Source organism: Streptomyces sp. B6B3 (genome assembly GCF_039871525.1).
Classification (GTDB): Bacteria; Actinomycetota; Actinomycetes; order Streptomycetales; family Streptomycetaceae; genus Streptomyces.
This window is the reverse complement of sequence record NZ_JBDPLU010000017.1, coordinates 111,903-133,841: the sequence shown is the minus strand read 5'-3', so window position 1 is coordinate 133,841 and position 21,939 is coordinate 111,903. Positions and strand designations below refer to the sequence as shown.

Annotated in this window: 15 protein-coding genes and 1 pseudogene; 8 read left to right on the top strand and 8 right to left on the bottom strand. The window is 73.8% G+C overall.

What is annotated here, in order from left to right; all coding sequences use genetic code 11:
- Window positions 1–76: 76 nt before the first annotated feature.
- Both ABGB06_RS29125 and ABGB06_RS29120 read right to left on the bottom strand, forming a co-directional pair.
- A complete protein-coding gene (locus ABGB06_RS29125; protein ID WP_347594782.1) occupies window positions 77–778 on the bottom strand; it encodes a response regulator transcription factor in 702 nt (233 codons plus the stop codon).
- Window positions 779–915: 137 nt separating this feature from the next.
- Complete coding sequence (locus tag ABGB06_RS29120; protein WP_347594780.1) at window positions 916–3,648, bottom strand: GNAT family N-acetyltransferase; 2,733 nt, start codon at window positions 3,646–3,648, stop codon at window positions 916–918.
- Between the two features lie 256 nt (window positions 3,649–3,904).
- Here ABGB06_RS29120 and ABGB06_RS29115 point away from each other — a divergent pair, with 256 nt between their 5' ends.
- From ABGB06_RS29115 to ppdK, 4 genes are all read left to right on the top strand, one after another.
- Window positions 3,905–4,744 carry a universal stress protein gene (locus ABGB06_RS29115; RefSeq protein ID WP_347594778.1) on the top strand — a complete coding sequence of 280 codons (840 nt, stop codon included), beginning with the start codon at window positions 3,905–3,907 and terminating at the stop codon, window positions 4,742–4,744.
- A gap of 102 nt (window positions 4,745–4,846) precedes the next feature.
- On the top strand, window positions 4,847–5,491 hold the full coding sequence (locus ABGB06_RS29110) for a DoxX family protein (RefSeq protein WP_347594776.1): 645 nt from the start codon (window positions 4,847–4,849) through the stop codon (window positions 5,489–5,491).
- 124 nt (window positions 5,492–5,615) lie between these two features.
- The gene (locus tag ABGB06_RS29105) at window positions 5,616–6,482 is read left to right on the top strand and encodes a universal stress protein (protein ID WP_347594774.1); all 867 of its coding nucleotides are present in this window, start codon (window positions 5,616–5,618) and stop codon (window positions 6,480–6,482) included.
- Window positions 6,483–6,515: 33 nt separating this feature from the next.
- Complete coding sequence (ppdK, locus tag ABGB06_RS29100) at window positions 6,516–9,206, top strand: pyruvate, phosphate dikinase (protein WP_347594772.1); 2,691 nt, start codon at window positions 6,516–6,518, stop codon at window positions 9,204–9,206.
- A 79-nt stretch (window positions 9,207–9,285) separates the two neighbouring features.
- Here ppdK and adhE read toward each other — a convergent pair whose 3' ends face one another.
- From adhE to ABGB06_RS29085, 3 genes are all read right to left on the bottom strand, one after another.
- Complete coding sequence (gene adhE, locus ABGB06_RS29095; RefSeq protein ID WP_347594770.1) at window positions 9,286–11,964, bottom strand: bifunctional acetaldehyde-CoA/alcohol dehydrogenase; 2,679 nt, start codon at window positions 11,962–11,964, stop codon at window positions 9,286–9,288.
- A gap of 200 nt (window positions 11,965–12,164) precedes the next feature.
- Complete coding sequence (locus tag ABGB06_RS29090; RefSeq protein WP_347594768.1) at window positions 12,165–13,016, bottom strand: oxidoreductase; 852 nt, start codon at window positions 13,014–13,016, stop codon at window positions 12,165–12,167.
- Window positions 13,013–13,474: a cyclic nucleotide-binding domain-containing protein gene (locus ABGB06_RS29085; protein ID WP_347594766.1), complete on the bottom strand. Its 462-nt coding sequence runs from the start codon at window positions 13,472–13,474 to the stop codon at window positions 13,013–13,015. Before ABGB06_RS29085 ends, ABGB06_RS29090 begins: the two co-directional genes overlap by 4 nt.
- A 178-nt stretch (window positions 13,475–13,652) precedes the next feature.
- Here ABGB06_RS29085 and ABGB06_RS29080 point away from each other — a divergent pair, with 178 nt between their 5' ends.
- The 4 genes and pseudogenes from ABGB06_RS29080 to ABGB06_RS29065 all read left to right on the top strand — a co-directional run bounded on the left by ABGB06_RS29080 (window position 13,653) and on the right by ABGB06_RS29065 (window position 18,301).
- Window positions 13,653–14,048, top strand: a complete 396-nt coding sequence (locus ABGB06_RS29080) for an OsmC family protein (protein ID WP_347594764.1) — start codon at window positions 13,653–13,655, stop codon at window positions 14,046–14,048.
- 178 nt (window positions 14,049–14,226) lie between these two features.
- Window positions 14,227–16,539 carry a formate C-acetyltransferase gene (gene pflB / locus ABGB06_RS29075; RefSeq protein ID WP_347594762.1) on the top strand — a complete coding sequence of 771 codons (2,313 nt, stop codon included), beginning with the start codon at window positions 14,227–14,229 and terminating at the stop codon, window positions 16,537–16,539.
- Window positions 16,536–17,280 (top strand): annotated as a pseudogene (gene pflA, locus ABGB06_RS29070) (pyruvate formate-lyase-activating protein). The gene pflB and the pseudogene pflA overlap by 4 nt, the downstream one beginning before the upstream one ends.
- Before the next feature lie 133 nt (window positions 17,281–17,413).
- Window positions 17,414–18,301 carry a universal stress protein gene (locus ABGB06_RS29065; protein WP_347594760.1) on the top strand — a complete coding sequence of 296 codons (888 nt, stop codon included), beginning with the start codon at window positions 17,414–17,416 and terminating at the stop codon, window positions 18,299–18,301.
- A 1,146-nt stretch (window positions 18,302–19,447) separates the two neighbouring features.
- Here the strand turns inward: ABGB06_RS29065 and ABGB06_RS29060 are convergent.
- Genes ABGB06_RS29060 through ABGB06_RS29050 form a run of 3 tightly spaced genes read right to left on the bottom strand, consistent with a single transcriptional unit; the run spans window position 19,448 to window position 21,567 of the window.
- The gene (locus tag ABGB06_RS29060; protein ID WP_347594758.1) at window positions 19,448–19,741 is read right to left on the bottom strand and encodes a DUF1330 domain-containing protein; all 294 of its coding nucleotides are present in this window, start codon (window positions 19,739–19,741) and stop codon (window positions 19,448–19,450) included.
- A gap of 33 nt (window positions 19,742–19,774) precedes the next feature.
- The gene (locus tag ABGB06_RS29055; protein ID WP_347594756.1) at window positions 19,775–21,208 is read right to left on the bottom strand and encodes an MFS transporter; all 1,434 of its coding nucleotides are present in this window, start codon (window positions 21,206–21,208) and stop codon (window positions 19,775–19,777) included.
- Window positions 21,205–21,567, bottom strand: a complete 363-nt coding sequence (locus tag ABGB06_RS29050; protein WP_014173936.1) for a MarR family transcriptional regulator — start codon at window positions 21,565–21,567, stop codon at window positions 21,205–21,207. Before ABGB06_RS29050 ends, ABGB06_RS29055 begins: the two co-directional genes overlap by 4 nt.
- Window positions 21,568–21,939: the final 372 nt, after the last annotated feature.

Below are 21,939 nucleotides of genomic sequence, written 5' to 3'. Positions count from 1 at the left end.
ACTCCAGGCTCCGCTCGGGCGGGGCCGTCGGGCAGGGGCCGCTGGTCCTCCCGGGTGGGCCGAAGGGCCCGGTCCGTCAGCGGGGGCGGTCGGGGGACGCCGGTGGGTGGGCCTGGGTGGCCAGGACGGCGGCCTGGACGCGGCGTTCGACGCCGAGCTTGGCCAGCAGCCGGGAGATGTGGTTCTTGACCGTCTTCTCGGACAGGTACAGCCGCTGGCCGATCTGACGGTTGGTCAGTCCTTCGCCGATCAGCTCCAGGATCTCCCGCTCGCGCGGGGACAGGTCGGCCAGCGCCTGGTCCTGGGGCGTGGCGGGCTCCTCGGCGCCGCGCAGGCTGTTCATCAGGCGGGCGGTGGTGGCCGGGTCCAGCATGGACTGTCCGGTGGCGACGGTGCGCACGGCGGTGACCAGGTCGGAGCCCTTGATCTGCTTGAGCACGAAGCCGGCGGCGCCCGCCATGATCGCGTCCAGCAGGGCGTCGTCGTCGTCGAACGACGTCAGCATCAGGCAGGCCAGACCGGGCATCCGGGAGCGAAGCTCGCGGCAGGCGGTGATGCCGTCCCCGTCCGGCAGCCGCACGTCCAGCACCGCGACGTGGGGCCGCAACGCGGGGCCACGGGCCAGCGCCTGGGCGCAGGTGGCGGCCTCGCCGACGACCTCGATCTCCGGCTCGGCGTCGAGGAGGTCGTACACCCCTCTGCGGACCACCTCGTGGTCGTCCAGCAGGAAGACCCGGATCGGGTTCTCCGGGGAGAAGTTCCGCGCTGCCTCGGTCATGTCGGTCCCCATCACGGCTCGTCAGTTCCCCAGCTTGTCGTCTCGTCGATGGTGGACCGGAAGGCGGGCAGAGGCCAGGGCCGAACGGCCCCATGCGGGCGCGGTGGCCCTGGCCTGTCGCTCCGCCACGTCAGGCGTCAGCGCAGTCGGCGCAGATGGGGATCGGTGGCGGTCCCGGGCAGCAGCCGGATGCGGGCGTCCAGCGCCAGAATTCCGTCGTGGCGTGCGACGACCGGGTTGAGGTCGGCCTCGGCGAGCTGTGGCAGGTCGCAGGCGAGTCGGGACAGCCGGGACAGGAGTCCTTCCAGGGCCGCCAGGTCGGCCGGTGGGTCGCCGCGGTAGCCGAACAGCAGGGGCGCGCACCGCGGCGTGCCGATCAGGTCGCGCACGTCCTGGTCGGTCAGCGGGGCAAGGCGGGCGGCGTGGTCGGCGAGTAGCTCGGTGGCGGTGCCGCCCAGCCCGAACACGATGAGCGGGCCGAAGACGTCGTCCTGGACGACGCCGGCGAACAGCTCAGCGCCGCGGCGGGCCATGGCCTGCACCAGGACACCGGTCATCCGGTCGCCGAAGCGGCCGGCGAACCGGCGGTAGGCGTCGCGCACCTGCTCCTCGCCCTTCAGGTCGAGCGCCACGGCGCCCTGGTCGCTCTTGTGCACCAGACCCGGCCAGTGGGCCTTGAGCACCACCGGCCCGTCGGGTCCGGCCACCCGGGCCGCGGCGGCGACGGCCTCGTCCTCGGTGGCGGCCCAGGCCCAGGGCACCAGCGGGATGCCGTAGTGGCCGAGGAGTTCGGCGCACTCGCGCGGCTCCAGCCAGCCGCCGTCGGGATGCGCGTCGAGGTAGGCGTCGACCAGGGCCCGGGCGGCGGGTGCGTCGATCCCGGACAACGTGGGGACGGCCCCGGTCCACCGGCTCAGCCAGCGGGCGCGTTCGGCGGCGTGTGCCAGGGCGCGGGCGGCGTCCTGCGGGTCGCCGTAGCAGGGCAGGTCACCTGCCGGCCCGGGCAGCAGCCGGACGTGCTCGCCCTGGTCCAGCCGCACCACCGCGACCGGGGTGTTTCCACCATCCCGGTGCGGGTCGACCAGGGCCCGCACCGGGTCGTCCCCGGTCGCGGCGGCGATCGCCGTGGGCACCAGGACGACGATCACGGCGTCGACGGAGTCGTGGGCGGCCAGCCGGTCCAGGCAGGCCCGCAGCACCGCGCCGCTGACGGCGGCGGTGGTGTCCACGGGGTTGCCGACGGACGAGCCGGGTGGCAGCACGTGCAGCAGGTCGGCGACGAGGTCCACGGGAAGTTCGGGAACGGTCAGTCCGGCCTCGACCAGGGCGTCGGCGGCCAGCACCCCGGCTCCGCCGGCGTTGGACAGCACCGCCACCCGGGAGCCCGCCGGCAGCGGCTGGGTGTGCAGCAGGGCGGCGGCGTCGAGCAGTTCGGCCACCGTGTTCGTCGCGATGACGCCGGCCTGGGTGAACAGCGCCCGCCGGGTCATCGTCGGGGTGGCCGCCGCGGCCGTGTGCGAGGCGGCCGCCCGCCGGCCCGCGTCCGAGCGTCCGGCGTCCACGGTCAGCACCGGCATGCGGCGCGCCACCCGCCGGGCGGTGCGGGAGAACGCGCGGGGGTTGCCGAACGACTCCAGGTGCAGCACCGCCATCCCGGTGGTGCCGTCGGCCTCCCACCACCGGAGCAGGTCGTTGCCGCTGACGTCGTACTTGTCACCCAACGACGCGAAGCTGGAGACGCCGATGCCCAGCCGTGACAGCCCGCCCAGCAGGGCGATGCCCACCCCGCCGGACTGCACCGCCACCCCCGCTCCGCCCCGGGCCGGCGTGGCCGCGGCGAACGTGGCGTCCAGCGTCACGCTCTCCTCGGTGTTCGCGATCCCCAGGCAGTTCGGCCCCACCAGCCGCATGCCGTGCGCCCGGCACGACCCCAGCAGCGCGGCGCCCTGTCCCGCGTCCAACCCCGAGGAGACCACCACCAGCGCCCGCACTCCGGCCCGTCCGCAGTCCTCCGCCACCTCGGGCACCCCGGCGGCGGGCACCGCGATCACCGCCACGTCCGGCACGCACGGCAACGCGTCGACCTCTGGATAGGTCGGGGTGCGCTCGATGACCTTGGCGTGCGGGTTGACGGCGTACAGCCGTCCGGCGAAGCCGCCGCGGCGCACGCTGCGCAACACGGCCCGACCGACCGAGTCCGGGCGGCGGCTGGCGCCGATCACCGCCAGGGAACCCGGTCGTAGCAGCGGGCGCAGGCTGGCGAGGTCGGCGATCCGGGCCCGTTCGTCGCACGCGGTCAGGTACTCCTCGTCGGAGGCCAGGGAGACGGTGCAGTACACCTCCGTGCCCGCCGGACGACGGGTCACCCGCAGTCCGAGGTCACGGAACATCCCCAGCACGGGGTGGTTGTCCGCCAGCGCCACGGCGGTCAGCGTCGTCACTCCGGCCTGACGGGCGGCGTGCACCAGGTGCTCCAGCAGAAGGGTGCCCACGCCGACGTGGTGGAGGTCGTCGGCGACCGCCAGCGAGACCTCGGCGGTCACGGCCCCGGAGTCGGTGACCATCTCCCCGATCTGGTCGTCGAGTTCGTTCTGGATCTCGTACTCGGCGACGCCGACGGTCCGGCCGTCGTGCAGGGCGAGCAGGGCCAGGTGCCCGGAAGTCTCCGACCGGCACGCGCGTTCGGCGGCCAGGGCCGCTGAACGGGCGCTCACGCCGAAGAACCGGCGCCGGGTGCTCTCCGCGGACAGCTGCCGGTACATCGCCAGCACTCCGGCGTGGTCCTCGGGTCGAGAGGGCCGGACCTCCAGGGTCCGGCCGTCGGTCAGCAGCGCGTGCGTCGACGGCGCGCTCCGCAGGGTCTGGGTCATCGCTCTCCCCTTCTCGGCCTTTCCTACTCGGCTCCCGTTCGGAGCCGCTCCCACCCTCCGCGGCGGGTGGGGCGCCGTTGAAGGGCCGGTCGGAGCAGGAGAGGTGGGCCGTCCGGCCCTGGGCGGTGCTCCGCCGCCACGGCCACGCTGCAAGTAGGAGAGCCCGCCCGTCGGTGGCACGACGTCGTGCCACCGGTGCCGGTGCGAGAGGAGAACACTCATGGCGCCGCGTCAGAAACCCCCCGTCGTCGTTGGCGTGGACGGTACGCTCGCCGCCTTCCGCGCCCTGGACCACGCCGCCGCGGAGGCGGTGCGGCACGGCACGAGCCTGGAGCTCGTCGGCGCCGCCGCCGATCCGGCCGACATCGAGGCCGTGCTCACCACCGCCGCCCGCCGGGCCCGGCGGCGCCATCCCGGACTGCCGGTCACCCGTGTTCCGGCCCCCGGCGACGCGGCCGGCACGCTGCTAGGGCGAGGCCGCGACGCGACGTTGACCGTGGTCGGGTGCCGCGGTCTGGGCGCGCTCTCGGGGCGGTTGCTGGGCTCGGTGAGCGCCCGGCTCGCCCGGCGTTCGCTCGGTCCGCTGCTCGTGGTGCGGGGGGAGGGGATCCCGTCGCGGAGCGTCTACGGCGGCACCGTCCTGCTCGGCGCGAGCGGTGCCGCGGGGGCCGACGCCGCCACGTACGCCTTCGCCGAGACCGCCCGTCGCCACGCCTCACTGCGGGTACTGCCCGTCGACGATGGGGGCGCCTCCCAGGCCTCCGAGGCCCGGGGGGAGGACGGGATCGCCGGGCCATCAGGGCGGGCACCGGGCCCGTCACCTCGCGAGGCGCTGCTCGCCGCCACCGAGGGGGCCGACGTCGTGGTGGTGGCCACCCGTCGGCGGATCCGGTGGTGGGGGCACCGGCTCGGCGCCACCACGCGCCTGCTGCTGCGCCGGTCGCGCTGCCCCGTCCTGATCATCCCCGTATCCGCCTCGCCCGATGAGGCGGACCGTGCGGGCCGGAGGGACCGGGTGAGCCCGAAGCCCCGTGACGGACGGGTGGGCCGAACGGGCCCGCCGCGAGGGCCCTTCGGGCCCCGACCCGGCCCCTGACGGCCCCAGCGCTCGCGCCCCGCCCGACGGGACAGTGAGCACGGAACACACGGACGCATCCCGACCGAGTCCCCGTGAGAATCCCCGAAGGGAATGAGCATCATGGCCGTTCACCACCACCCCCACCAGCGCCCCGCGGACCACCGGCTGGTCTGGCGCAGGAGCCGCACACCGGACGCGACGGCGTCCGCCACCTCCACCGACGCGGCCCCGGCGGTGGCCGACACGACGACGGCCTCGGCGTACGCGTTGGCGTCCCTGCGGGTGCTGACGGGCTTCGTCTTCCTGTGGGCGTTCCTGGACAAGACCTTCGGCTGGGGCTACGCGACCTCCTCGGGCGAGGCGTGGATCGACGGCGGGTCGCCGACCGAGGGCTTCCTCGGCCACGTGGCGGTGGGCCCGTGGGAGTCGACCTTCCACTCCTGGGCGGGCGACGCCTGGGCCGACTGGATGTTCATGCTCGGGCTGCTGGGCATCGGCGTGGCGGTCCTGGCCGGGATCGGACTGCGGCTGGCCGCCGTGGCCGGCACCGTGATGATGGCGCTGATGTGGGTGGCCGAGTGGCCGCCGGCCCAGCACCTGTCCGACGGGTCGCCGAGCATGTCGACCAACCCGTTCGTGGACTACCACCTGATCTACGCCGTCGCGCTGATCGTGTTGGCCGCCTTCTCCGCCGGCCACACCTGGGGCGCCGGCCGGGTGTGGGCCGACCTGCCGCTGGTCCGCCGCCACCCCTGGCTCCGCTGAACGCCCCACCGCCCGGTCGCCGAACCCCCCGGCGGCCGGGCGGGCCCGTTCCTCCCGAATCCTCGCCGCCCTCCGGGCCCGCGCTTTCCGCCCGCGCCCGACCCGACCAGAAGGAAGGCCCCTCATGTCCCGCACCGTCACCGCGGCCCTGGACGACCGCCCCCGCGGCCACGTCGCCGCCCGATGGGCCGCGCGCGAGGCCGAACGCCGTGGCCTGCCCCTGCGACTGGTCCACGTCATGCGGACCCGGACCTACGCCGACCTGCCGCTCCCCGAGTCGGAGTCCCGCCACGAGATCGCCGCGGCCCTCCTGCGCGGTGTCGCCGACGACCTGCGCGACCGGCACCCCGGTCTCCAGGTGCGCGCCGAGGAGATCACCGGCGATCCCGGGTTCGTCCTGGCCGCCGTCTCGGCCGAGTCCGAACTGCTGGTGCTCGGCACCCGGGGCATGAGAGCCGTCACCGGCTTCCTCGTCGGCTCCGTCTCCCTGTCCGTGGCGGCACACGCGCGCTGCCCCGTCGTCCTCGTCCGCGAGCGGACGCCGGTCGGGGAGGAGGTCGAGGCCAAGGACGTGGTGCTCGGCCTCGACCTGGCCCGTCCCAGCGACGCGTTGATCGCGTTCGCCTTCGAGGCCGCCAACCGGCGCCGGGCGAGGCTCCGCGTCGTCCACGGCTTCACCACCCCCTCCCTGCAGAACGCGAACACCGAGGCGATCGACGTGACGCGCGCCGAGGAGCTCGGCGTGGGACAGGCCCGCGCGCTGGCCGACGCGCTCCGTCCCTGGCGTGGCACGTACCCCGACGTCGAGATCGTCGAGGACGCCGTTCCCGGCCGCCCCGTCCACCGCCTCGCGGAGGCCTCCGCGGGCGCGGCACTGGTCGTCGTCGGGCGCAGGACCCGCCGCGGCCCCGTGGGCGCCCGGCTCGGCTCCGTCGCCCACGCGGTTCTGCACCACAGCGAGGCGCCCGTCGCGGTCGTCCCGCACGACTGAACTCACGCTGCGACTCGAAGGAGGGTCCGAGCCATGACGAAGAACACCCATGTTCTGGGCTTCGCCCAGGGCGGCCGTGAGATGGCCGACCTGCTGGGCGGCAAGGGCGCCAACCTGGCCGAGATGACGAGGCTGGGACTGCCCGTGCCGTCGGGGTTCGTCATCACCACCGAGGCGTGCCGGGCGTTCCTGGCGGCCGGCACCGAGCCGGCGGGCCTGGACGAGGAGGTCGTCGGCCACCTCGTGGCGCTCGAACAGGCCACGGGGCGCAGGCTGGGCGACATCGACGAGCCGCTGCTGCTGTCCGTGCGCTCCGGGGCCAGGTACTCCATGCCGGGCATGATGGAGACCATCCTCGACGTGGGGCTGAACGACGCGACCGTGGTCGGGTTGGCCAAGTCCTCGGGGCGCGAACGGTTCGCCTGGGACTCCTACCGCCGCCTGCTGCTGATGTTCGGCACCACGGTCCTGGGCGTCGACGGCGAACGGTTCGCCCGGGCGGCCCGCGACCCGGCGCCGGCGGACCACCCGTGGGTGCTCGTGGAGCGGTTCAAGGCCGTCATCAGGGAGGCGACCGGCCGGGAGTTCCCCCAGGATCCCCGAGAGCAGCTCCGACGGGCCGTGCGCGCCGTGTTCGCCTCCTGGAACGGCGAGCGGGCCCGCCTCTACCGGCGGCGGGAACACATCCCCGACGATCTGGGCACCGCAGTCACCGTGCAGGCCATGGTGTTCGGCAACCTGGGCCCGGACTCGGGCAGCGGCGTCGCCTTCACCCGGGACCCCGCCACGGGCCGCCCCGGCGCTTACGGCGACTACCTCGCCGACGCGCAGGGCGAGGACGTCGTCTCGGGCGACCACGACACCATGCCGCTCGCGGAACTCGCACACCTCGACCCGGCGAGCTACCGGCGGTTGCGCGAGCATCTGGGCGTCCTGGAGCGGCACTACCGGGACCTGTGCGACGTGGAGTTCACCATCGAGCGGGGCCGGCTGTGGATGCTGCAGACCCGGGTCGGGAAGCGGACCGCCGAGGCCGCCTTCCGGATCGCCTGGCAGCTCGTCGACGAGGGACTCATCGCGCCGGACGAGGCGGTGCGGCGCGTCGGCGGCGAGCAACTCGCCCGGCTGATGTTCCCCCGCTTCGCCGACGGTGCCGCGGGCCCGCCCCTGGTCACCGGAGTCCCGGCCTCGCCCGGCGCGGCCACCGGCCAGGTCGTCTTCGACTCCGCCGAGGCCGTGCGCCGGGCCGCGGCTGGTCAGGACGTGATCCTGGTGCGGGCGGAGACCACGCCGGAGGATCTGCCCGGCATGGTGGCTGCCCGGGCGGTCCTCACCAGCCGCGGCGGCAAGACCAGCCACGCGGCGGTCGTCGCGCGCGGCATGGGCACCGTGTGCGTGTGCGGCGCCGGGGACCTCACCGTCGACCCGGTGGCGCGCCGCCTCACCGTCGGCGACGGCACGGTGGTGTCCGAGGGCACGGTGGTCTCGGTGGACGGCTCGGCCGGCACCGTGCACCTGGGGGAGCTGCCCCTGGCGACGTCGGCGGTGACGGAGTACTTCGAGCGTTCGGCCGGCGCCGGCGACGGTGGGGCCGAGCGGCGTAACGGCCTGGTGGCGGCGGTGGATCGCACGATGCGGCACGCCGACGCCGTCCGCCGTATGGCGGTGCGGGCCAACGCCGACACCCCCGAGGACGCGGCGCGGGCACGGCGGTTCGGCGCGCAGGGGATCGGCCTGTGCCGCACCGAGCACATGTTCCTCGGCGACCGCCGCATGCTGGTCGAGGCGCTCATCCTGGCCGGCACGGACGAGGAACGACGCCGCGCGCTGGACGCGTTGCTTCCCCTGCAGCGGGAGGACTTCGTCGGCATCCTCGCCGCGATGGACGGGCTGCCGGTGACGATCCGGCTGCTCGATCCGCCGCTGCACGAGTTCCTGCCCGACCGGACCGACCTGGCCGTGCGCGTCGCCTCCGCGCGGGCCGCCGGCGGCACGCCGGAACCGCGGGACGTGCGGCTGCTGGCCGAGGTCGAGCGGCTGCACGAGCGAAACCCCATGCTCGGACTGCGCGGCGTGCGCCTGGGGCTCGTCGTGCCGGGCCTGGTCGCCATGCAGACCCGGGCCATCGCGGAGGCCGTCGCGACGCGGCTGCGGGCCGGCGGCGACCCCCGGGCGGAGATCATGGTTCCGCTCACCGCCACCGTCGCGGAACTCCGTGCCGTCCGCGCGGAGGTGGAACGAGTGCTGGCGGAGGTCTCGCGGGCCACCGGCGTCCACGTCGACTGTCCGGTGGGCACGATGATCGAGCTGCCCCGCGCGGCGCTGACCGCCGACGACATCGCCGAGCACGCCGACTTCTTCTCGCTGGGCACCAACGACCTGACGCAGACCACCTGGGGCTTCTCGCGGGACGACGTGGAGGCGTCGTTCGTCTCGACCTATCTGGACCGGCGGATCCTCGACGCCTCGCCGTTCGAGACCATCGACCGCGACGGCGTGGGCCGGCTGGTGCGCAGCGCCGTGTTCCTCGGCCGCGCCGGGCGCCCCGGGCTGAGCGTGGGGGTGTGCGGCGAGCACGGCGGCGATCCCGCGTCCATCCACTTCTTCCACGCGACCGGGGTGGACTACGTCTCCTGCTCCCCGTACCGGGTGCCGGTGGCCCGGCTGGAGGCGGCCCGCGCCACGCTGATGCTGCCGCCCGAACACGACGACGACTCCGCGTGACGCCCACCTCCGGGCCACGAACCGTGCCCCCGCCGATCCCGTTCCCGGGCGGCGGGGGCACCGTCGTGTCGGCCGCCGGTCATCCGGCGGGGGAGCGGTGGGTTCCGTAGTAGGCGTCCCGCATCAGCCGTTCCATCTCGGCGAGCATCGGCATCCGCGGGTTGGCCGGGGCGCACTGGTCGGCATAGGCGTTACGGGCCTGCTGGGGCAGGGCGTCGAGGAACGCCCGCTCATTCACGCCCGCCGCCCGAAAGGAGGCGGGAACGCCGCAGCGGTCGCGCAGCTCCTCGACGGCGCGGGCGTAGGACTCCACGCCCTGCTCCGGCGTGGCCGCCGGCAGACCGAGCATCGCGGCGAGCTCCTGGTACCGCTCGTGCGCCCGGTACGTCTCGTACTTCGGCCAGCCGGTGAGTTTGCCCGGGATGCGGCCGTTGTGCCGGATGACGTGCGGCAGCAGCAGCGCGTTGGTGCGGCCGTGCGCGACGTGGAAGGTGTTCCCGAGGGTGTGCGCCATGGCGTGCACCATGCCGAGGAAGGCGTTCGCGAAGGCCATGCCGGCGATGGTCGAGGCGTTGTGCATCCGCTCCCGGGCCACCGTGTCCTCGCCGTGCCGCACGCAGCGCTCCAGGTGGGCGAAGATCAACGAGATCGCCTGGCGGCACAGGCCGTCGGTGTAGTCGTTGGCGTAGACCGAGACGTACGCCTCGGTCGCGTGGGTCAGCGCGTCGAAGCCGGAGTCCGCGGTCACCGTGGGGGGCAGCGTCGCCGTCAGCACCGGGTCGACGATCGCCACGTGCGGGGTCAGCGCGTAGTCGGCCAGCGGGTACTTGCGGGCCGCCGCCGGGTCGGAGATGACCGCGAACGGCGTCACCTCGGCGCCCGTGCCCGAGGTGGTGGGCACCGCCACCAGCCGGGCCTTCGCGCCCAGCTCCGGGAAGGCGAAGGCGCGCTTGCGGATGTCGAAGAACTTCTCCTTGACGTCCGCGAAGGCGACCTCCGGGTGCTCGTACATCAGCCACATCACCTTCGCCGCGTCGATCGGCGAGCCGCCGCCCAGCGCCACGATGGTGTCCGGCTCGAACTCCCGCATCCGGGCGGCGCCGCGCTCGACCGTGGCCAACTCCGGGTTCGGCTCGACGTCGTCGATGACCTGGAGGTGGACCGGCTCCGGTCCGGAGCGCAGGATGTCCTTGACCCGGTCCAGCACGCCCAGCCGGTCCATCGTCCGGTCGGTGACGATGGTGACCCGGCCCAGGCCCGGCATCTCCCGCAGGTAGCGCAGCGCGTCACGCTCGAAGTAGATCTTCGGCGGGACCTTGAACCACTGCATGTTGGTGGTGCGCCGGGCGATTCGCTTGATGTTCAGCAGGTCGACGGCGGTGACGTTTCCCGACACCGAGGTGCGCCCGTAGGAGCCGCAGCCGAGCGTGAGCGACGGCAGGAACGCGTTGTACACGTCGCCGACGCCGCCCAGCGAGCTGGGCGCGTTGACGATGATCCGGACCGCCTTCACGCGCGCGCCGAACTCCTCGGTCAGCTCGGGGTGCTCGGTGTGGACGACGGCGCTGTGGCCCAGGCCGTCGAACTCCACCATCCGCTCGGCCAGCCGGATTCCGTGGCCGGTGTCCTCCGCGCGCAGCACCGCCAGGACGGGGGAGAGCTTCTCCCGGGTCAACGGCTCGGCCGGCCCGACCTCGGCGCACTCCGCGAGCAGCACGGAGGTGTCCTCGGGCACCGGGAACCCGGCCCGTTCGGCGATCCACCGCGCGGACCGTCCGACCACCGCCGGGTTCAGCTTCGCGCGGGCCGCGTCGCCCGCGCCGCCGCTCACGCCGAACAGCAGCCGTTCCAGCTTCGCCTTCTCGGTGCCGCTCACGACGTGGGCGTGCAGCCGGCGGAACTCCGCCAGCGCCTCGTCGTAGATCTCCGCGTCCAGGATCGCGGCCTGTTCGGAGGAGCAGATCATGCCGTTGTCGAAGGACTTCGACAGCACGATGTCGTGCACGGCGCGCCGCAGCCGGGCGCTGGCGTGCACGTAGGCGGGCACGTTCCCCGCGCCGACGCCCAGCGCCGGCTTGCCGCACGAGTAGGCGGCCCGCACCATCGCGTTGCCGCCGGTCGCCAGGATGGTGGCGACCCCCTCGTGGCGCATCAGCAGGGTGGTCGCCTCCATCGACGGCCGCTCGATCCACTGCACGCAGCCGGCCGGGGCGCCGGCCTCGACGGCCGCGTCGCGCACGATCCGGGCCGCCTCGGCGCTGCACCGCTGGGCGTTGGGGTGGAAGGCGAAGACGATCGGGTTGCGGGTCTTGAGCGCGATCAGCGCCTTGAAGATCGTCGTCGACGTCGGGTTCGTCACCGGGGTCATGGCGCAGACGACGCCAACGGGGTCGGCGATCTCGACGATGCCGTCCAGCTCGTCGCGGCGGACGATGCCGACGGTCTTCAGCCCGGCCATCGAGTGGGCGACGTGCTCGCAGGCGAAGATGTTCTTCACCGCCTTGTCCTCGAACACGCCGCGCCCGGTCTCCTCGACGGCCAGCCGCGCCAGCTCGTCGTGCTGGCTCAGGGCGGCCAACGACGCCTTCCTGACGATGTGGTCGACCTGGGCCTGGGTGAAGGACGCGAAGTCCTCCAGCGCCTTGGCGGCCGCGGCCACCAGCGCGTCGACATCGCGCGCGACATCCCGCGTGGCCCGGTCGGGCGGGTCGGGCGGATTGTTCGGCCTGGCGGCGGGAGTTGCGGTGGTGCGTGGCATGGGACATCACCTCGGGGATTCGTCGGGTCCCCCTCATTCCACGCCGCCCGCCGCGCCCGGACCCTCGGCCGGCCGGGCCCCGACCCGGGGCCGAAGGTCCCTCGTTCGCGGGCCACCCGGTGCCACCACCCGAGTGGCGTCGTGCGGGCGGGTGGAGCACACGCGCACGCCTGCTGAAACGAGACCGCCCGCGGGTCCCGTCATCGCTCCGCGAGGGCGAGCAGCGGGCGGGCGCGGTCGTAGGTGACGACCGGGCCGGCGTCGTTCAGCGCGGTCCTGACGAGGCGGCAGCGGTCGCAACCGAGGCGTCCGCCGGTCCTCTCGTGGGATTCCGACGCGCAGCGCATCACGTGTTCCAGGGAGACCTGGATCCGGTCGGCGGGCAGGCCCCTGCGGAGCAGTTCCTCGGCGGTCGCGCGGACCATGGCCTCCGGGCCGCTCACGAAGGCGGTGGTGGTGGGGGCGTCGAAGGCGGCGCCGTCCAGCAGGTGAGTCACCCGCCCGACGGGCCCGCGCCACCGGGCGTCGGGCCGGTCCACGGTGACGGCGACGTGTCCGGGGGCGGCCCGGCCGAGGCAGCGCAGCGTGTCGGCGTAGACCACCGCGGCCGGCGACGCGGCGCCGACCAGCACGTTGATCCGGCCCAGCACCGGTGCCCGGGCGAACACCTCCCGCACCAGCGGGCGCAACGGGGCCAGCCCCATGCCGTCGGCCACCACCAGGAGGTCGCGCCCGAGCACTCCGGAGAGCTGCCAGCCGGTACCCAACGGGCCGCGCACCGCCAGCTCCATGCCCGCCCGCATCCGGTACAGCTCGGTCTCGGCGCCGCCGGCGCGCACCGTGTGCACCAGGCGCCGCGCGCCGGTGAGGATGGCGCTGACCGGCACCGGGAGGGTGCCGATGTCGGACATCGTCACCTCGGCGAACTGCCCGGGCGCGAAGGGCGGCAGCGGCGTGCCGACCGGCTCCAGCACCAGGCTCGCCGTGTCCGCGGTCTCCGCCACCCGCCGCACCACCCGGTACGGCAGAGGGCACGGCGTCGCGGCGCTCATCGCTCGGGACCGCTGCCGTGTGGCCCGTACAGGTCGAGCAGCCGGGTCCGGGTGCGGTGCAGCCGCCGCCCGATGATCTCGGCGACCCCACAGGCCACCGCCCGCCCCATGACCGGATCCGCCTCGCACAGCGCCCGCACCACCGTGGCCTCGAACTGCGTGGCCCGCACGTGCCCGAGGGTGCGCGCGCCCAGATACCAGGTGTACGGCGGCACGAGCCACGACCAGCCGAGCAGGTCGCCCGGGCCGAGGGTGTCGATGTCGACGGCCCGGCGTCCGGGCACGTGCAGGTCGAGCGCGACCGAGCCGTTGTCGATGATCCAGAACCGGTCTGCCCGGCCACCCTCCTTGAAGACCCGCGTGCCGGGGGGAAGGCTCACCTGCCGCGCGATGCGTTCCAGCCGTCTCCGGCTGTCCGGAGGCAACACCGCCAGCAGCCCGCTCCGTGTGGTCACCATCGTCCTCCTCCGTCCCGCCCAACCGGATCCGTCGTGGTGTCGCGGAGCCGGCCGTTCGGCTTCATCGTCCGGCGCGTGACCCCCCCGGGACGGGGGCCGGTCGGCCCTCATCGCCGGCCGGTCGGCCCCTGGTGTCGGGGCGGGTGGGGGCGTTGCCTGGAATCGGAAGGGAGCAGACATGCACAAGATGGACGTGGTCTTCGTGGCCGGGGAGAGCTACCGGATCACCGTGCGCGGACACGACATCACCGTCGACCAGCCGCTCGACGCCTCCGGCGACGACCGGGCGCCCACCCCCCTGGAACTGTTCGTCGCCTCGCTGGCGTCCTGTGTCGCCTTCTATGCCGGGCGCTATCTCGCCCGGCACGGGATGTCCCGCGACGCGCTGCGCGTGGAGACCACCTACGCGATGGCGGACCACGGGCCCTCCCGGGTGACCGACGTGCGGATGCGCGTCATCCCGCCCGCCCCGCTGGATCCGGCGCGGCGGCACGCGCTGGCGGCCGTGGTCGACCACTGCACCGTGCACAACACGCTGCGCCAACCGCTGGGCGTCACCGTCAACATCGGCTGACCTGGACACCGCGCCGGGGTGGGCCGAACGGCCCCGGCATCCGGGCCGGACCGCCCCGTCCCCGATGAGCCGGCCGGCCACCGCCGTGGACCCTGCCGGCCCTGCCCCGCGGCGCACCCGCCGAACGACCATCGAATCAGAGACGAGACAGAACCCGTGGCCCAGACGGAGGCACGCGATGACACAGACGACACCGGCGCCGGTCGACAGCCCGAGCGAGACCGCCGCCTTCTGGCGCGGCTTCGCCGGAGAGGCGTGGCGGCAACGCGTCGACGTGCGCGACTTCATCCAGGCGAACTACACGCCCTACCACGGCGACGACCGCTTCCTGGTCGGCCCGACCGAACGCTCCCGCGCCGTCTGGGACAAGGTCGCCGCGCTCTTCCCCGCCGAACGGGAGCGCGGCATCCTCGACGCGGACACCGCCACGCCCTCGACCATCACCTCCCACGCGCCCGGATACATCGACCGGGACCGGGAGCTCATCGTCGGCCTGCAGACCGACGCCCCGCTCAGGCGCGCGATCATGCCGCGCGGCGGCCTGCGCATGGTGGAGAACGGGCTGCGCGCCTACGGCTACGAGCCCGCCCCGTTCGTCACCGAGGTCTTCTCCCGGCACCGCAAGACCCACAACGCCGGGGTCTTCGACGCCTACACCCCCGAGATCCGTCGGGCCCGTAAGGCCGGCATCATCACCGGCCTGCCCGACGCCTACGGACGCGGCCGGATCATCGGCGACTACCGCCGCGTCGCGCTCTACGGCACCACCCACCTCATCGCCGCGAAGCGCGCCGAACGGGCCGAGCTCGACGCCCGCCCCGCCACCGAGGCGGTGATCCGGGACCGGGAGGAACTCGCCGAACAGATCCGCGCCCTGGGCGAGCTGGAGCGGATGGCCGCCTCCTACGGCTGCGACGTCACCCGCCCCGCCGGCACCGCACGCGAGGCAGTGCAGTGGCTCTACCTCGGCTTCCTGGGCGCGGTGAAGGAGCAGAACGGCGCGGCCATGTCGCTCGGCCGCACCTCCACCTTCCTCGACGTCTACCTCCAACGCGACCTGGACGAGGGCCGCCTGGACGAGACCGGCGCGCAGGAGCTGATCGACGACCTCGTCATCAAGCTGCGGATCGTGCGCTTCCTGCGCACCCCCGAGTACGACGCGCTGTTCTCCGGCGACCCTACCTGGGTCACCGAGTCGATCGGCGGCATCGGCGACGACGGCCGCCCGCTGGTCACCCGCAGCTCGTTCCGCTTCCTGCAGACCCTCTACAACCTCGGCCCGGCACCCGAACCCAACCTCACCGTGCTGTGGTCCCCGAAGCTGCCCGAGGGCTTCAAGCGGTTCTGCGCCCAGGTCTCCATCGACACCAGCGCCGTGCAGTACGAGTCCGACGAGCTGATCCGACCGCGCACCGGCGACGACACCTCCATCGCCTGCTGCGTCTCGGCGATGACCACCGGCCGGCAGATGCAGTTCTTCGGCGCCCGCGTCAACCTCGCCAAGGCCCTGCTCTACGCGATCAACGGCGGCCGGGACGAGATGACCGGCGAGCACGTCGCCCCGCCCACCCCGCCGCTGACCGGCGACCACCTGGACCACGACGAGCTGGTCGCCGCGTACGACCGCACCCTGGACTGGCTGGCCGCGACGTACGTCGCGGCGCTCAACATCATCCACTACATGCACGACAAGTACGCCTACGAGCGACTCCAGATGGCGCTCCACGACCACCCGGTGCACCGCACCATGGCCTGCGGCATCGCCGGCCTCTCGGTCGCCGCCGACAGCATCTCCGCCGTCCGGCACGCCAAGGTCCGGGTGATCCGCGACGCCACCGGCCTCGCCGTGGACTTCGCGATCGAGCCGGCCACCGAATCCGGCGACGACCCGGCCCGTTCGACCTCCCCCGGCTACCCGGCCTACGGCAACAACGACGACCGCGCCGACACCATCGCCGTGGACCTCGTGCGTGCCTTCATGGACAAGCTGCGCCGGCACCCCACCTACCGCGACGCCGAGCACACCCAGTCCGTGCTGACCATCACCTCCAACGTGGTCTACGGCCACCACACCGGCAACACCCCGGACGGGCGCCGCGCCGGCACCCCGTTCGCCCCCGGCGCCAACCCGATGAACGGCCGCGACCGCCACGGCATGGCCGCCGCCGCCCTGTCGGTGGCGAAGATCCCCTACGACCAGGCGCGCGACGGCATCTCCCTGACCTCGACCATCACCCCAGAAGGGCTGGGGCACGACCCGGCCGAGCGCGCGGACCACCTGGTCGGCCTCCTCGACGGCTACCTGGCGGCCGGCGGCTTCCACCTCAACGTCAACGTCCTGGACCGCGCCACGCTCCACGACGCCATGGCGCACCCCGAGAAGTACCCGGACCTGACCATCCGGGTCTCCGGATACGCCGTCAACTTCGTCCGGCTGACCCGCGAGCAGCAGCTCGACGTCATCAGCCGCACCTTCCACACGGCGCGATGAACGGGACCCGCACGCGCACCGGACGCGTCCACTCCTGGGACCTGTCCACCGGAGTGGACGGGCCCGGGACCCGGTTCGTGCTCTTCCTCAGCGGCTGCCCGCTGCGCTGCCTGTACTGCGCCAACCCGGACACCTGGCAGCAGCGCGACGGCCGCTCGACGACCGTCGACGAGGTGCTGGCCGACATCGCCCGGCACGGGACCTTCCTGACCGCCACCGGGGGAGGGGTGACCCTCTCCGGCGGCGAACCCCTCCAGCAACCCCGCTTCGTGGCGGACGTGTTCGCCGGCTGTAAGGACCTCGGCCTGCACACCGCCCTCGACACCTCCGGCCTCCTCGGCGCCCGCGCCGACGATGCCCTGCTGGCCCACACCGACCTCGTGCTCCTGGACATCAAGGCCTTCGACGCCGGGCTCTACCGCCGCCTGACCGGCGGCCGCCTGGCCCCCCACCCTCTCCTTCGCCACGCGGCTCGACCGGCTCGGCATCCCGATCTGGCTGCGTTACGTCCTGGTCCCCGGCTGGACCGACGACCCGACCGCCATCGACGGCCTCGCCGCGTTCGCCGCCGGCCTGAACGTCGTCGAACGCGTCGACGTCCTGCCCTTCCACAAGCTCGGCGCCGCCAAGTACGACGCCCTCGGCATCCCCTTCCCGCTCCGCGAGACCCCCACCCCCGACCCGGCACTGGTCCGACGCGTGCGCTCCCAGTTCGAGTACCACGGCCTGCGGGCCCTGTGACACCCCGGCAGCCCGGGACAACCGGCCCGCACACCAGGGCCGTTCGGCCCCGGCGCCCGCACCGGTCCCGCCGGGACAGTGAAACCAGCATCCGGCCGCCGTCCGCGGCCCCGACCGAGAGAAGGACCCCGCCATGTCCCGCACCCTCACCGCCGGGCTCGACAACACCCCCGAAAGCCTCGCCGCCGCCGACTGGGCCGCCCGCGAGGCCGAACGCCGCGACCTGCCCCTGCGGCTGGTCCACGTGCACCAGCCCGCCCTCCGCGGCCCGATGCCCTACCCGCTCCCCGAGGAGCGTCCGGAACAGCTGAAGGAGACGCTGGAGGAGGCCGCCACCGACCTACGGCGCCGCCACCCGGCCGTCACCATCACCACCGAGGAGATCGTCGGCGACCCCGCGAAGACCCTGGCCGCCCTGGCCGGCGACTCCACCGACTCCGACGAGGACGCGGACACCGAACTCCTGGTGCTCGGCTCCCGAGGACTCGGCGGTCTCGTCGGCTACCTGCTCGGCTCCGTCTCCCTGCCCACCATCTCCCACGCCCGGCGCCCGGTCGTCGCCGTCCGCGCGTCCGAACGCGCCGCCGCCGACAGCGGCGACGTCCTCCTCGGCCTCGACCCGAAGCGCCCGAGCGACGACGTGATCGCCTTCGCCTTCGACGCGGCCGAGCGACGAGCGGCGACGCTGCGCGTGGTGCACGGCTGGACCCCGTCCCCGCGCCTCGGCTACGCCCCGGAGCAGTTCGCGCCCGGCCTCATGGACGCCCTCCAGGCCGAACACGTGGAAGCGCTCGCCGCCACGCTGCGCCCCTGGCGGGAGGCCCGCCCCCAGGCGCGGGTCGTCGAGCAGGTGTCGCAGGGCAGCCCCGCCCACCAACTGGTCCAGGCCGCGGCCAGCGCCTCCCTCGTGGTCCTCGGCCGCCGCGCCCGCCACACCCCCCTCACCCCCCGCATCGGCCCCATCACCCACGCCCTCCTCCACCACTCACCCACCCCCGTCGCGGTCATCCCCCACGCCTGACGGGCACGTCGACGACGGCTTGAGCCGGCCTGGCACCGATCCGCGCAGGGGGAGGGCACGATGCGGGCGCTGAGCAGGCGGTCCTGTGAAGGACCGTTCTCCTTCCCCGGCGGGACGGAGCCAGCGGTGGACATCTCAGACACCGCGCCGTTGCCGCCCACGGAAACACCGCTTCTCTGCCTCGTTTCAACATCCATCCAGACCTTCACGGCCGCCCCGGACCTGCTCGCCGCCCGGGGCCGGGGCGTCACGGAGCACACGCGGCGCGGCGAAGCGGTGCGAGTTCACGGCCCACCCCGGAGTGTCGAGCCGCCAGCGAGCTGCCGCGCCACAACGGCGAGCAGCGGCTGCTCGGCGTTCGGCGTACACCGAATAGGGCGCACATCCTCCAGGCCGCCCGCCCGGCCCTGGTGACCGGGATCGAGGGCCACCCCCCGGGGCTGCCCCGTCAGCTGCGGTGGTACCCCGTCCCCGCCCGCCGCCTCGACGCCCTGGCCGACGCCTACCCGCCGGCAGCCGACGCCGAGCACCACGCCGTCACCGCCACCCCGGCCACCGCCGAGATCGCAGGCACAACGGTGCCCCGCGCCCACCTCGACGCCGCCCTCCACCGCATCTCCCTCCCGCCCGGCCCTCACCCCTCGACGCGCCCTACGCCTCAGCCGCCCAGCAGCGCAGGGCCGCCCGGGAGGGGCTCGCGCCTTCGCAGCCTGGACGCGCACCGACATGGGAACGCGGACCAGGGAATCACCGACCACGGCGACCCGCGCCCTCCGCGAAGCCTGGCGGGCCCTGATGACCCATGAGCCCTCCGCCGAGCGGCAGACAGCCGCCATCTACCACGAGGTCGCCCGCACAGCCGGCGACGCCGCGGCCGCAGCCGCCGGAGCGGGCCGGTTCCGGGCCTCGGTTTCATGCGGCGACTCGATCCGCACCCGCGACGGCGGCCGGCCATCGCGCTCGGTGCGCGGCCGGAACCTACCGCGCCCGTCGACCAGGAAGTGCTGCACCAGGATCTGCCGGAGCACCTCGGCCTGCGCCGGGAGGGCGCTGCCGGGGAAGCGGACATGGAGGCGCCGATCGTTACCTGTCCGTCTTCAAGATTCCCCGACAGGGCCCTTCAGGGAAGATCCGACTGGACCTCGGTCAGTCGATGCCTTCGACGATGCGGAAGTCGCGCTCGAAGCCGTCGGGGAGGGCCACCAGCGCCTTCTGGTATGCCTCGCTCTGGTATGCCGCGACCGCCTGTTCAAAACTGTCGAACTCGATGAGAACGACGCGTTCGGCGATTCCGGCCTCGTGGGCGACGACTCGACCGAAATTGGACAGGACGCGCCCGCCCCCAGCCCGGACAGCCAGACCCGCCAGCTCGTTGTAGGCGGTCAGCCCCTCAGGGTCGGAAATGGTGGGGTAGACGCTGGCCCAGTAGCCCTTGGGCATGGAACCTCCAGTGGTGGGATGAGTGCATCTGACTTACGGGTTGGTCTCGGACGAGCGTCGGCGGATAAGAGCGAGGCTTGTCAGCGTCGTGATCGCCATGGCGCCGATGCCGACCAGCGCCGCGGTGGTGTAGGAGCTGTCGTCGGGGAAGAGGTGGCCGGGGCCGGTGCCCGTGGCGAGGATCAGGCCGCCGATGGCGCTGCCCAGGGAGTACCCGACGCTGCGGACGACGTAGTTGAAGCTCATGGCGCTCGACGTCTCGCTCCTGGGGGTGACGGCCAGGATGACGCCGGGCATCGCGGCCGCGAAGCCGCCGACGCCGAGGCCGAGCACGCCCATCGCCACGAACAGTTCGGCCAGGTCCGACCGGGCCGCCGCGAACAGGGCGAACCCGCCGCCGACCACGACGGCGCTGCCGGCCAGGAGTAGGGGGTCGGCGATCCGCGTCCGGATCCGCGGCGTGAGCTTGCCGGCGACGAACCCCAGCACCGAGAACGGGATGAGGACCAGCCCGGCGACGAAGGTCGTCAGCCCGAAGCCGTAGCCGGCACCGTGCGGCGTCTGCGCGTACCGGGTGATGAGCGTGAGGAGGAGGTACGCACCGATCCCGCCGACGAACATGGCGAGGTTCGCCCCGGCGACCGCCGGGTGCCGCACCGCCCGCACATCGACCAGGGGCGTTGTGCTGCGCAGCTCGATGACGGCCCAGACGCACAGCAGCACCACCGCGACGACGGCGAGGCCCGCCGCCACGGCGAGGTGCCGGCTCCACAGATTCCGGTCGCCGGCGAGGAACAGCACCAGGAGCAGCGCAGCGGCCAGGACGACCGCGCCTGCCACGTCCACGTGGGCGGAGCGGCCTTCGGGGGCTTCGGGCATGGAGCGCCACGCGGTCAGCAGGGCGGCGGCGCTGACGACCAGGCCGAGGCCGTAGGCGGCCCGTACCCCGCCCAGCTCGGCGAGCAGTGCGGCCAGCGGGTACCCGACGCCGGCCCCGATGATCGAGACCACCGAGATCAGGGCGATCACGGCCGCGCTGCGCTCCTCGGGGAGGTGGTCCCGGGCCACGCCCATCATCAGCGCTGTCAACCCGAGCCCGACGCCCTGGGCCGCCCTGCCGGCCAGCAGCCACACGAACGGCAGCGGCAGCACGGTGAGCGCGCCGCCGGCGACGACGACCGCCAGCGTGACGAGGATCGTGGCCCGCCGGTGCGGGCCGGCTCCGAGCCGGCCCAGGAGCGGCGTGGCGACGGCGCCGCTGAGCAGCGCGACGGTCAGCGTCCACTGCGCGCTGCCGAGCGAGACGTGGAACGAGGTCGCCACGCTGGTGATGAGCGGCGTCCCGAGGCTGGCGACCACCGCCACGACCAGAGCGATGAACATCAGGGCGGGGACCAGCAGCCGCGCCTCGGAACGCGCCACCGGGAACGCCCTCACCGCGACCCCGCCGACCGGCTGCCCGGTCACTGCTTCGGCCCTTCGCGGTCCTGGCTTTCGAGCTCTGCCAGATGCTTCAGCGCCGGAAGGGCTGCCACCAGCGCCTCGACCTCGTCGCCGGTGAGCTCGCCGATCAACCGCTCGAACGCGTGGACGCCCGCCTGGCGCCGCGTCCGGACATAGGAGGCACCGGCCTCGGTCAGGCACACCAGCGTGACCCGCTTGTCGGACGCGTCGCCCCGCCGCTCGACCAGGCCGGACTCCTCCATCACCCGGACCAGGGCGGTCATCGCGGGCTGGGTGACGCCCTCGACCGCGGCCAGATCGGTGATGCGCCGCGGGCCGGTCCGGTCCAGGGTGGCCAGGGTGGCGGCGGACGTCAGGCTCATGTCCCGGGGCAGGCGTCTCGCGGCCCTGGTGGCCAGGCCGTAGAGGGCTGCCCCGATGGCGGCGGACGCGTCGGGAGCGGTGTCTTCACGACTCATGCCAGAAGCATAGCATTTTTATATTCATTGTTTATGGAAATGACTGGAGCAGGCGGCCTCGATCCGCCCCCGTTCGACGGCGGCCGGCCATCGCGCTCGGTGGCGACGGGTGAAGCCTGATCCTCTGCCGGCGCCGGCGCGGCGCCGAGATGACCCGTGAGCCCCGCCTCGCTCAGCAGGCCAGCAGCTCGGCGCCGCTGATCGGCGTCAGCGGCTTGCCGTTGGCGAACGCGTGGGAGCCGGGGTCGAAGCCCCAGGTGGTCGCCAGGATGCCCT